Annotated in this window: 13 protein-coding genes and 1 pseudogene; 7 read left to right on the top strand and 7 right to left on the bottom strand. The window is 72.6% G+C overall.

From position 1 onward, the window contains the following. Together ACESL7_RS08350 and ACESL7_RS08355 are read left to right on the top strand one after the other, a co-directional pair. A partial coding sequence (locus tag ACESL7_RS08350) for a glutamate 5-kinase (RefSeq protein WP_372892858.1) occupies positions 1–583 on the top strand: 583 nt, incomplete at its 5' end. A gap of 42 nt (positions 584–625) precedes the next feature. Then, positions 626–1,891, top strand: a complete 1,266-nt coding sequence (locus ACESL7_RS08355) for a glutamate-5-semialdehyde dehydrogenase (protein ID WP_372892859.1) — start codon at positions 626–628, stop codon at positions 1,889–1,891. Positions 1,892–1,896: 5 nt separating this feature from the next. Here ACESL7_RS08355 and ACESL7_RS08360 read toward each other — a convergent pair whose 3' ends face one another. Further along, positions 1,897–2,523, bottom strand: coding sequence for a histidine phosphotransferase family protein (locus tag ACESL7_RS08360; RefSeq protein ID WP_372892860.1), 627 nt, complete (start codon positions 2,521–2,523; stop codon positions 1,897–1,899). On the opposite strand from ACESL7_RS08360, the gene ACESL7_RS08365 reads away from it, so the two are divergent. The 3 genes from ACESL7_RS08365 (at position 2,522) to olsA (ending at position 4,419) form a co-directional block, all read left to right on the top strand. Beyond that, positions 2,522–2,704, top strand: a complete 183-nt coding sequence (locus ACESL7_RS08365) for a DUF3553 domain-containing protein (protein ID WP_372892861.1) — start codon at positions 2,522–2,524, stop codon at positions 2,702–2,704. The two genes, ACESL7_RS08360 and ACESL7_RS08365, sit on opposite strands and share 2 nt — an antisense overlap. Before the next feature lie 99 nt (positions 2,705–2,803). After that, complete coding sequence (gene olsB / locus ACESL7_RS08370) at positions 2,804–3,586, top strand: L-ornithine N(alpha)-acyltransferase (RefSeq protein ID WP_372892862.1); 783 nt, start codon at positions 2,804–2,806, stop codon at positions 3,584–3,586. Beyond that, complete coding sequence (gene olsA, locus ACESL7_RS08375) at positions 3,583–4,419, top strand: lyso-ornithine lipid O-acyltransferase (RefSeq protein WP_372892863.1); 837 nt, start codon at positions 3,583–3,585, stop codon at positions 4,417–4,419. Before olsB ends, olsA begins: the two co-directional genes overlap by 4 nt. Here the strand turns inward: olsA and ACESL7_RS08380 are convergent. Then, positions 4,400–5,020, bottom strand: coding sequence for a thiamine phosphate synthase (locus tag ACESL7_RS08380; RefSeq protein ID WP_372892864.1), 621 nt, complete (start codon positions 5,018–5,020; stop codon positions 4,400–4,402). The genes olsA and ACESL7_RS08380 overlap by 20 nt on opposite strands. 161 nt (positions 5,021–5,181) lie before the next feature. Beyond that, on the bottom strand, positions 5,182–5,622 hold the full coding sequence (locus ACESL7_RS08385; RefSeq protein ID WP_372892865.1) for a VOC family protein: 441 nt from the start codon (positions 5,620–5,622) through the stop codon (positions 5,182–5,184). Positions 5,623–5,825: 203 nt separating this feature from the next. On the opposite strand from ACESL7_RS08385, the gene ACESL7_RS08390 reads away from it, so the two are divergent. Next, positions 5,826–6,410, top strand: coding sequence for an HNH endonuclease (locus ACESL7_RS08390; RefSeq protein ID WP_372892866.1), 585 nt, complete (start codon positions 5,826–5,828; stop codon positions 6,408–6,410). A gap of 184 nt (positions 6,411–6,594) precedes the next feature. Here ACESL7_RS08390 and ACESL7_RS08395 read toward each other — a convergent pair whose 3' ends face one another. The 4 genes from ACESL7_RS08395 to ACESL7_RS08410 form a co-directional block, all read right to left on the bottom strand. After that, positions 6,595–7,161: a bactofilin family protein gene (locus ACESL7_RS08395; RefSeq protein ID WP_372892867.1), complete on the bottom strand. Its 567-nt coding sequence runs from the start codon at positions 7,159–7,161 to the stop codon at positions 6,595–6,597. Continuing rightward, positions 7,151–8,458 (bottom strand): DUF5930 domain-containing protein, encoded by a 1,308-nt coding sequence (locus ACESL7_RS08400; protein WP_372892868.1) that lies wholly within the window; start codon positions 8,456–8,458, stop codon positions 7,151–7,153. Before ACESL7_RS08400 ends, ACESL7_RS08395 begins: the two co-directional genes overlap by 11 nt. 180 nt (positions 8,459–8,638) lie before the next feature. Next, positions 8,639–9,451, bottom strand: a complete 813-nt coding sequence (locus ACESL7_RS08405; RefSeq protein WP_372892869.1) for a ferritin-like domain-containing protein — start codon at positions 9,449–9,451, stop codon at positions 8,639–8,641. Further along, positions 9,451–9,906: a peroxiredoxin gene (locus tag ACESL7_RS08410; protein WP_372892870.1), complete on the bottom strand. Its 456-nt coding sequence runs from the start codon at positions 9,904–9,906 to the stop codon at positions 9,451–9,453. The genes ACESL7_RS08405 and ACESL7_RS08410 overlap by 1 nt, the downstream gene beginning before the upstream one ends. Positions 9,907–9,994: 88 nt before the next feature. Between ACESL7_RS08410 and ACESL7_RS08415 the strand changes: the two are divergent. Beyond that, positions 9,995–10,350: pseudogene (locus ACESL7_RS08415) on the top strand (hypothetical protein); the annotation flags it as partial.

The following is a 10,350-nucleotide window of genomic DNA, read 5'->3' on the forward strand; positions in this document are numbered from 1 at the left end:
GGACGGGCTCTACACCGCGAACCCGGCGCGCGACCCGGCCGCGCGCCGCCTCGACACGGTCGAGGAGATCACGCCGGAAATCGAGGCGATGGCCGGCGATGCGGGCAGCGGGCTCGCCAAGGGGGGGATGCGCACGAAGCTCATGGCGGCGCGCACGGCGATGGCGGCGGGCTGCGCGCTTGCCATCACGCTTGGCGCGCGCGAGCATCCGCTGCGGGCGCTCGACGCCGGTGCCCCGGCGACGTGGTTCCTGCCCGATCTCGATCCGGCCTCGGCGCGCAAGCGCTGGATCGCGGCAATGAAGCCGCGCGGCGAGATCCGCGTGGACGCGGGCGCCGCCGCCGCGCTCGACGGCGGCAAGAGCCTGCTTCCGGCGGGCGTGACGGCCGCGACCGGCGCGTTCGGCCGGGGCGACCCGGTGGCGATCCTGGATGCGGCGGGCCGCAAGCTCGGGCAAGGGCTCACGCGCTACACGGGCGAGGAGGCGCGCGCCATCGCCGGGCACCGCTCCTCGGAGATCGAGGCGCTGCTCGGCTACCCCGGCCGCGCGGCGCTGATCCACCGGGACGATATGGCGCTCTGAGGCCGGGGCCGGGTAGAGAGAGACGAGAGAGGAGGCCGCGCGATGACCGACCAGGCGCAGATCGACACCCTCATGGAGGACATGGGCCGGCGCGCCCGCGCGGCGGCGGCCGAGCTCGCCTGTGCCCCGGCCGAGGCCAAGCGCCACGCGCTCGAGGCGGCGGCGGAAGCGCTCCGGGCGTCGCGCGCCGACCTGATGGCGGAGAACGCGAAGGACCTCGACTTCGGCCGCGAGAAGGGGCTTTCGCCGGCCATGATGGACCGCCTCGCCCTCGACGAGAGCCGGATCGAGGGCATCGCCGCGGGGCTCGAGGCCGTCGCGGCGCAGCCCGACCCGGTGGGCGCGGTGATGGCCGAGTGGGAGCGCCCCTCGGGCCTGCGCATCCGGCGCGTGCGCACGCCCCTCGGGGTGATCGGCGTGATCTACGAATCGCGCCCGAACGTGACGGCCGACGCGGGCGCGCTCTGCCTCAAGGCCGGCAACGCGGTGATCCTGCGCGGCGGCTCCGAGAGCCTGCATTCCTCCGGCGCGATCCATGCCGCGCTGCAGGAGGGGCTCGGCGCCGCGGGGCTGCCGCGCGACGCGATCCAGCGCGTGCCGGTGCGCGACCGCGCCGCCGTCACCGCCATGCTCGGCATGACCGAACATATCGACGTGATCGTGCCGCGCGGGGGCAAGGGCCTCGTCGGGCTCGTCCAGCGCGAGGCGCGGGTGCCCGTCTTCGCCCATCTCGAGGGGATCGTGCACGTCTACGTCGACGCCGCCGCCGACCCCGAGAAGACGCGCGAGGTCGTGCTGAACGCCAAGACGCGGCGCACCGGCATCTGCGGCGCGGCCGAGTGCCTGCTGATCCACGCCGATGTCGCCGACACGCTCGGCCGCGCGACCGTCGAGGCGCTGATCGCGGCGGGGGTGCGCGTGCATGCCGACGGCGCGCTCGCCGCGATCCCGGGCACGGTGCCGGCCACGCCCGAGGACTGGGGCCGCGAATACCTCGACATGGACATCGCGGCGAAGGTCGTGCCCGACCTCGACGCCGCGATCGCCCACATCCGCGCGCATGGCTCGCAGCACACCGACGCGATCCTCACCGAGGACGATGCCGCCGCCGCGCGCTTCTTCGAGCGGCTCGACAGCGCGATCCTGATGCGCAACGCCTCGACCCAGTTCGCCGACGGGGGCGAGTTCGGCATGGGCGCCGAGATCGGCATCGCCACCGGCAAGCTCCACGCCCGCGGGCCGGTCGGCGCCGAGCAGCTGACGAGCTTCAAGTATCTCGTGGAGGGTGACGGGACGGTGCGGCCCTGAGGGCCTCAGACCGTGAGCGCGAGGTCGCGGTCGCCAAGCCGGCTTTCCGGCCTCCGCCCGGCCTCGGCGGCGCGAAGGCCGAGGAGCAGGAACTCCACCTGACCCGGGGTGATCGCCCCCGAGGTCCCCGGTGCCGAGAGCCGCGCCCAGAGCGGCATGTCCGCTGCGACGCGCGGGGCCTCGGCCGTGACGCGCCAGCGCCCCGAAACGCGCCGGACCCGCACGGCGCCCCCGCGCGGGAGCGCCGCACCCGCGCACATCAGCGCGAGGAAGCCCAGCTGGACCTCGCCGCGCGTCAATGCCGCCTCGACCTGCCAGTCGAGGGCAAGCCGCGTGTCGGCGAGGTAGCTCTCCGCGAGGCGCGCGGCCTCGGTCGGGGGCAGGCCGTCGGTCACCTCCCGCGTGCCGAAGGCCACGCGGTAGAACCTGAGCCGCGCCTCCGCGCTCGCGCAGCTTTCGGCGACAAGCGCGAGCTCGGGCCCGGCGGCGGCCCCTCCCGTGAGCGACAGGAGCTCCACCCCGTTGGCGATGGCGCCCACCGGGCTGACCAGATCGTGACAGATGCGCGCCCCTATCAGCGCGGCGAGTTCCGCACTAGGGTCGGTCGCGACGGTATCGGCGGAGACGGACATGAGCGACCTCAACGCGATTCTCGAACCGGGCATGCTGGTGCGCCACCCCGAGCGCCCGGACTGGGGCGTGGGGCAGGTACAGTCCAACGTCGGCGGGCGGATCACCGTGAACTTCCGCGAGGAAGGCAAGGTGGTGATCGACGGCGCCCGCGTCGCCCTGCTTCCCGTCATTGAACCCTGATTCGGGTTAGCGAAAGGTAAACGCAGGCCCTCCGGGCGCAGCTTGCCAAGCGGGCGTGCCTTGCCTATGACGCGGGCTCTCACAGCGTCCCGGTTCTGCATGACGATGCCCGTCCCCCGGCCCGAGCCCGAGTTCCGCGTCCGTCTCGCCGCCGACGCGCAGGACCGGCTGGCCGCCGAACGCCTGCGCTACGCGGTCTTCGTCGAGGAGCTGGGCGGCGACGGTCCGCTCGTCGATCACGCGGACCGGCTGGAACGGGATGCCTTCGACGCCCATGCCGACCACCTCGTGCTGGTGGACCCGGCGCGCGACGCGGCGGCGCTCGACCACGTGGTGGGGGTCTACCGGTTGATGCGCGCGGACCAGGCTGCCGCGGCCGGCCGCTTCTACGGCGCTGCGGAATACGATCTCGCGCCCCTGCAGGCGAGCGGCCGGCGGTTGCTGGAGCTCGGGCGCTCCTGCGTCCATCCCGCCTATCGCGGCGGCACGGCGATGTTCCACCTCTGGACCGCGCTCGCCGACTACGTGGCCGCGCACCGGATCGAGATCCTCTTCGGGGTGGCGAGCTTTCACGGCACGGATCCGGAGGCGCTCGCGGCGCCGCTCTCGCTGCTGCACCACCGCCATCTGGCGCCGCCCGAGCTGCGCGTGCGCGCGCGGGTGTTTCAGCCGATGGACCTGATGCCCGAGGCCGCGATCGACCGCCGCCGCGCCATGCTGCAGGTGCCGGCGCTGATCAAGGCCTACCTGCGTCTCGGCGGGGTGGTCGGCGAGGGCGCCTTCGTCGATCACGCCTTCAACACCACCGACGTCTGCCTCGTCATGGACACGGCGCGGCTCAACGCGCGGCAGGCGGCGCTTTATCGCGGGGCGCGCGCGTGAGCCGCACCTGGCGCGGCGCACCACCGCCCGCCCCCGAGGCCGTCGGGCCGCTCGGTTGGCTCCGCGCCGTGGTCACGGGGGCGCCGCTCGCGCTCGTCACGTTCGGCGGGCTCGGCCTGATGCTGCTCCTTCGGCCCCTCGAACGCGCGCTCTGGGGCGCGCGGCGGCCGGTCACGCCCCGGATCACCGTGGGGGTCTGCCGGCTGGCGCTGCCGCTCCTCGGTGTCCGGCTCGAGCGGCGCGGCCGGCCCCTCGTCGGTGCGGGGGCGATGGTGGCCAACCACGCCTCCTGGGCGGATATCTTCGCGCTCAACGCCTGCACGCCGCTCAGCTTCGTCGCCAAGGCCGAGGTCGCAGGCTGGCCCGGCATCGGCTGGCTCGCGCGGGCGACGGGAACGGAATTCATCGCGCGCACCCGCCGCGCGGCACCGGCGCAGCGTGCGGCGCTCGCGGCGCGGTTGCGCCTCGGGCACCGGCTGCTCGTCTTCCCGGAGGGCACCTCCAGCGACGGGCGGCGCGTGCTTCCCTTCGTGCCGACCCTCCTGGACGCGGTGTTCGACGAGGGTCTCGAGGCGCTCCGCATCCAGCCCGTCACCGTCGCCTGGCACGCGCCGCCGGGACAGGAGGCCACCTTCTACGGCTGGTGGGGCGACATGGATTTCGGCCCGCACCTCCTGCGCGTTCTCGCCGCGCCGGGGCGCGGCCGGGTCGAGGTGATCTGGCACCCGCCCGTGGCCCCTGCCGAGCATGCGGACCGCAAGGCGCTCGCCCGCACGCTCGAGCGGGAGGTGCGCGCCGGGCTCGAGGCGGCGCTCAGCGCATCGCGGCCATAAGGGCGCCGAGCGCGGTGGCCGGCTCCGGATCGCTCCAGATCTCCTCGCCCACCGCGAAGAAATCCACGACCGGCGTCAGCTCGGCGATCCGCGCGGCGTCGAGCGCGCCCTCGGCCACCACCGGCAGTTCGATCATCTCCGACCACCAGGCGAAGAGATCGCCGCCCGCCACCGTGCCGTCGCCCAGCCCTGTCTCGGCGACGGGGCCGAAGCCGATGTAGTCCGCGCCCGCCTCGCCCGCGGACATCCCCTGGTGGCGCGACGCGCCGCAGAAGGCGCCGACGATCGCCTCGGCGCCCAGCATCTCGCGGGCCTTGCGCACCGAGCGCGCGCCGTCGGTCAGATGCACGCCGTCGAGGCCCAGCCGCTCGACGAGCGCCAGATGCTCGGCCACCACGAGCGGCACGTCGCGGGCATGGGCGATCTCGCGCAGCCCGTCGGCCGTTCGCGCCACCACCTCGGCATCGCGCGTGGCGAGGTCCAGCCGGAGACAGGCCACGGGATGGGCGTCGAGCACCGCCTCGAGCCGCGGCGCGAAGGCTGCCAGCTCGATCTCCGGCGGCGTGACGAGATAGATCTGCGGTCGCTCCTCGTCGTCCATGCGCGCCTCCCCTCACTGCGGCCTGCGTGATATCCCGCCACGGCCCGCTTGACCATGCCCCGCAACGGGCCGGGCGCGAGGCGCCCCGCGCCCCATCATCTTGGACGAAATACTCCGGGGGGTGAGGCGGCGCAGCCGCCGAGGGGGGCAGCGCCCCCCTGTCACCGTTCCGGGTCCCAGAGCCACGGTTCCGCGATCTCGATCGAATTGCCCGCCGGGTCGCGGACATAGATCGAGCGCGCGCCGTTGGGCCAGCGGAAATCGGCCTCGATCGTCACGCCGGCCGCCCAGAGGCGCGCGCGCCAGGCCGTGATGTCCTCGGCGCGCGCCGCGAGGCAGAGGTGACCCTGGCCCTCGGCGCCGTGCGGGGGCACCGGCAGGCGCGGGTTGCCCGGCGGTTTCACGGTCTCCTCCGGGTTGAAGACGAGCACCACCTGACCGCCGGCGCGGAAGAAGACGTGGCGCTCTCCCACGCGCTGGATGCGCTCGAGGCCGAGCGTCCCGCCGTAGAAGGCCTCCGCCGTGTCGAGGTCGCGCGCATAGACGGCGGCCTCGAGGACGCCGCGTGCCTCGGGCGCCGGGGGCAGCGTGTCGTCGCTCATGCGTCCAGCCTAGCAGAGCTCGCGGCGCCTGTCAGGCGCGCGTCATGCCCGCGTTACACGCAGGGTCTAGGGGCAGGGCCGGGCACCGGATATTGCGGGGGTTGCCGCAGCCGGAACGCGATATATAGTCAGATGCAGCGGCGGGGCGACGGACCGGCCAGGCCGGACGCCGCGCCGCCCAGAGGGCGGAGGCGCGGAGCGCGATGGACGGCGAGTTCAGGACGAGTTTCGTGAAGGAGCCGGCGGCGCTCCGGCGGCATCCATCGCTCGTGCTCAATGCCGACTATCGCCCTCTGTCCTACTACCCGCTTTCGCTCTGGCCGTGGCAGGAGGCCGTGAAGGCCGTCTGGCTCGACCGGGTGCGCATCGTCGCCGAATACGAGGACAAGGTGCACAGTCCCTCGACCGAGATCCGAATACCGTCGGTCGTCGTCCTGAAAGAGTACGTGAAACCGAGGAAGCGCGTGGCCTTCACGCGCTTCAATCTTTTTCTGAGGGACGAATTCGCCTGCCAGTACTGCGGTGCGACGCACGATCTGACCTTCGATCACGTGGTGCCGCGCGCGTCGGGCGGCGTCACGAGCTGGGAGAACGTCGTCGCCGCCTGCGCGAAGTGCAACCTGCGCAAGGGGGCCAAGAGCCTGCGGCAGTCGGGCATGCGCCTGCGCAAGCCGCCGCGCCGGCCGGGGGCCGAGGAGCTGCGCAATCTCGGTCGCAAGTTTCCGCCGAACCACCTTCACGAAAGCTGGCTCGACTTCCTCTACTGGGACGCCGAGCTGGAGGCCTGACCGGCCGCGCGCGGCTCGCATGGTCGGGGCGTGATCCGCGCGGACCGGGCGCCGGCGCGTGACGATGGCTGCACGACGAGGGCCGTGTCCGACGGCTCCCCGCCGTGTCCGACGCTTGCGTCGATGCCGGGTGTGGTGCCGCCAGGGCGCGCGTCCGTCCCGGTCGCGCGCCCCGGGCCGGGCGTCAGGCGCCCTGCGTCTGGCCCGAGCCCTGCTGCTTGGGCTGCTGCTGCGCCGGTTTGGCTTTCTGCTGGCCCTGGCCGCCTTGCTGCTGTGCGGCCTGCGGCTTCTGCGCCGCCTCGCCGGTGGCAAGCGGGTCGTCCTGACGCTGGACGGATCCCTCGAAATGCGCGCCGGACTCGATGGCGATCGTCTTGTGGATGATGTCGCCCTCGACCCGCGCGGTCGAGGTCAGCCGCACCTTGAGCCCGCGCACGCGGCCGACGATCCGGCCGTTGACCACCACATCGTCGGCGGTGACCTCGCCCTTGATCGTCGCGGATTCGCCGACGGTCAGCAGATGGGCGCGGATGTCGCCCTCGACCGTGCCCTCGACCTGAACGTCGCCGGTGGTCTTGATGTTGCCGGTGATGTGCAGATCCGACGAGAGCACCGACGGCGACGGCTTGGGCTTGTGCGCCGCACCGGCCGAGTCGGCGCCGCGGGGGGCGGGCGCGCTTTCGGCCGCGGGGGCGGGCGCGGGGTCCGCGGCCTTCGGGCCCGGCTCGTTGATCTTGCTCTTAGAAAACATCTCTCGCAGCCTTGATATAGGTCATGGGGTTCACGGCCTCGCCGCCGACGCGGACCTCGTAGTGCAGATGCGTACCGGTCGAGCGTCCACTGTTCCCCATATCACCGATGCGGTCCCCACGCGAGACCCTTTGCCCTTCGCTGACCCGCAGGCGCGACATGTGCGCGTAGCGCGTCTCGATGCCGAACTCGTGCTGAATCTTCACGACGCGGCCATAGCCCGACATCCAGCCGGCATGCGTCACGACGCCGTCGGCGGTGGCGTGGATGGGCGTGCCATGCGCCGCGGCGAAGTCGGTCCCCTTGTGCATGCGGCCCCAGCGCATCCCGAAGCCGCTCGTGAAACGGAAGTTGCCCTTGACGGGCAGCGCGAAGGGCGCCTTCTCGGCGGCGATGCGGTAGAGGTTGATCTCGTCCAGCCGCTTCAGGATGCGGCCGGCGCGCTCGGCTTCCGGCACCATGACCCCGCCGCGCGTCGAGATCGCCGCCGGCAGCCCCGGCCCGCCGAGGCCCGAGTAGCCGCGGCGTACCTCGTCGAGCAGGTCGTCGGCGTCGAGCCCCGCCTTCTCGAACATGGTGTCCAGCGGCTCGACGGAGACGAGCATCGCCTCCTCGAGTTCGCGGAAGATCGACTCGTTGCGATCCTGCACGAGGCGGAGTTCCTCGGCGATGCGCTCGGCGTCACGCTCGGTCTCCTCGGCCTCCGTGGCGAGGGCGTCGCGCTCCGCCGCGGTCTCCGCGAGCGCGCGTGTCAGGAAGGCGACCGTCGCATCCTGTCCGTCGCCGCCCGTCGTTGCGCTGCCCTCCTCGAGCGCGCGTTCGAGCGTGGCAAGGCGGGTCTGCGCCGAGTTCCGCGCGCGGTGCGCCTCGCTCAGGCGCGTCTGGACCGCCGCGAGCCCGGTCTCGAGCTCGCGGCGCTGCGTCTCGGCTGACAGAAGGTCCGACTGCATCGCCGAGACCTCGCGCAGCGCCGCGTCGAAACGCGCCTGCGCCGCCGCAGCTTCGGCGGCGCGCGCATCGCGCTCCTCGGCGAGTTCGTTGAGCCGCGCCTCGTAGGTTTCCATGTCCCGGCGCGCCTGCTCACGGAAATTGCCGCCGCCGATCGCGTCCATCAGCAGGATCGCGGTGGCGAGGATCGTCCAGCCGACGACAAGCGTGCCACCCGCGGCCGCGAGCGCCTGTGTCCCCGGCCGGAGCCGGATGAAACGCATCTCGTCGTCGGATTTCAGAAAGAGTCGTCGTTCCGGAAAAGCGCGCTCGGTGAGCGCGTGGAGTCGTATCGCAAGTTGCGTCCGCACGAAGCCTGCCCCTCGCACCTGTCCCAATGCCGGCGCTCGATCTCCCCAAACCGACGCCTTGCACAAGTGACTAGCGTTTGCTCGCGCTTTCGGCAACTTTTAGTGACCCGGTTTGGGCGGCCCGCTCCGCGACAATCCGCCCGGCTGGCGAAATTCCGCCGATTCGCGCGGCCGGGCGGGTCAGTCCATCCCGTCGGCAAGCGGCCAGTAGAAATCCGGCGGCAGCCCCGCCTCGGCCCGCTTTTCGGTGTTGAAGGGCGGTTTCAACGGACCCCTGAAATACTGCCGGACCAGCCCCTGGAAGGTCTCCCTCGGGTCCTGTTCGTGGCGTCCGCAGAGGAAATGGAACCACTTCGAGCCGTAGGCGACGTGCCCCACCTCCTCGGCGTAGATCGTCTCGAGCGCGGCGACGGCGTCCGTCTCGTGGTGCCGGCGGAAGAGGTCGATCATGTCCGGCGTCACGTCGAGGCCGCGCGCCTCCAGCACCATGGGCACCACGGCGAGGCGGCCCATGATGTCCTCGGCCGTGTCCTCGGCCGCGCGCCACATGCCGGCATGCGCGGGCAGGGCGCCGTAATGCGATCCCCGCGCGGCGAGGCAGTCGGACAGCAGGCCGAAGTGCTTCGATTCCTCGTCCGCCGCCTGCACCCAGTCGTCGTAGAAACCGGGCGGCATCGGCACATGCGCGAAGCGCGCGATCACGTCCCAGTGCAGGTCCACCGCGTTCAACTCGATATGCGCGACGGCGTGCAGCATGGCGGTCCGCCCCTCGGCGGAGCCCGGCTTGCGCTTCGGCACCTCGCGGGGCGGCAACACCTCCGGCCGGTCGGGGCGCGCGGGCCGCAGCGGCGGTGCCGCGCGGCCCACGGGGGGCATTTCGCCCGCCTCGCGGGCGGCGACCCATGCGGCCGCATGCGCGCGCGACAGCCGCGCCTTCTCGGCGGCGTCGGCGGTCGCCAGAACCTCCGCTGCGCACTCCGCGAGCGGACGCATCACAGCGCCTTCGCCGCCGCGAGCACCTCCTCGGCGTGGCCCGGGACCTTCACCTTGCGCCACTCGCGCACGATGCGGCCTTCGCCGTCGATCAGGAAGGTGGAGCGCTCGATGCCCCAGAAGGTCTTGCCGTACATCTTCTTCTCGGCCCAGACGCCGTAGCGCTCGGCCACGTCGGAGTCCTCGTCGGAGAGGAGCGGAACCGTCAGCGCGTGCTTCTCGGCGAATTTCTCGTGGCTCTTCATGCCGTCCTTGGAAATCCCGAAGACCTTCACGCCGAGCGCGTCGAACGCGCCCTCGAGGCCCGAGAAGGCGACCGCTTCCTTCGTGCAGCCCGAGGTGTCGTCCCGCGGATAGAAGAAGAGCACCACCGGCGCGGGGCGCAGGGCGGACAGGGTGACCTCGCCTCCGCCGGTGACGGGCAGGGTGAAATCGGGCGCGGTGGTGTCGCTCATCGGATGTTCCTCGGCTGGTCTGCAATCATGGCCCGTGCGATGATAGGGCCTTGCCCGCAGGATGAAAGGCAGGAGGTCCGCGCTTGTCATGACGCATTCCGCGCCGCCCCGCCGGCGCCGGCCCGTGCTGCCCTGGCTCGCCGTGCTGACGGTTTTCGGGATGGTCGGGGCCGGCATCATCGCCGTCGCGACGGGGGGCGGCGGTCTTGCTGCGCCCGACTGGGTCGAACGCCGGATCGAGGCGCGGCTGGTGCAGGCGCTGCCGGACGGGCGCATCGCGTTCGAGGGGCTCGAGGTCGCGCTCGGCGCCGACGGGCGGCCGGGGCTCGTGCTCTCGGGGGTGACGCTTTCCGACACGGCCGGCACGCCTCAGGCGAGCGTGGCGCGCGTCGAAGGTGCCGTCGCCGTCTGGCCGCTGCTCCGGGGCGAGATCGAACTGACCGG

Origin of the sequence: Rhodosalinus sp., from assembly GCF_041685465.1 — a bacterium.
Lineage (GTDB): Bacteria > Pseudomonadota > Alphaproteobacteria > Rhodobacterales > Rhodobacteraceae > Rhodosalinus.

Coding starts and splice junctions, on each gene's coding strand:
- olsB (WP_372892862.1), top strand. CDS start 2,804: ATGACGATGCCCGTCCCCCGGCCCGAGCCCGAGTTCCGCGTCCGTCTC.
- ACESL7_RS08380 (WP_372892864.1), bottom strand. CDS start 5,020: ATGGACGACGAGGAGCGACCGCAGATCTATCTCGTCACGCCGCCGGAG.
- ACESL7_RS08365 (WP_372892861.1), top strand. CDS start 2,522: ATGAGCGACCTCAACGCGATTCTCGAACCGGGCATGCTGGTGCGCCAC.
- ACESL7_RS08355 (WP_372892859.1), top strand. CDS start 626: ATGACCGACCAGGCGCAGATCGACACCCTCATGGAGGACATGGGCCGG.
- ACESL7_RS08385 (WP_372892865.1), bottom strand. CDS start 5,622: ATGAGCGACGACACGCTGCCCCCGGCGCCCGAGGCACGCGGCGTCCTC.
- ACESL7_RS08405 (WP_372892869.1), bottom strand. CDS start 9,451: ATGCGTCCGCTCGCGGAGTGCGCAGCGGAGGTTCTGGCGACCGCCGAC.
- ACESL7_RS08390 (WP_372892866.1), top strand. CDS start 5,826: ATGGACGGCGAGTTCAGGACGAGTTTCGTGAAGGAGCCGGCGGCGCTC.
- ACESL7_RS08360 (WP_372892860.1), bottom strand. CDS start 2,523: ATGTCCGTCTCCGCCGATACCGTCGCGACCGACCCTAGTGCGGAACTC.
- ACESL7_RS08410 (WP_372892870.1), bottom strand. CDS start 9,906: ATGAGCGACACCACCGCGCCCGATTTCACCCTGCCCGTCACCGGCGGA.
- ACESL7_RS08395 (WP_372892867.1), bottom strand. CDS start 7,161: ATGTTTTCTAAGAGCAAGATCAACGAGCCGGGCCCGAAGGCCGCGGAC.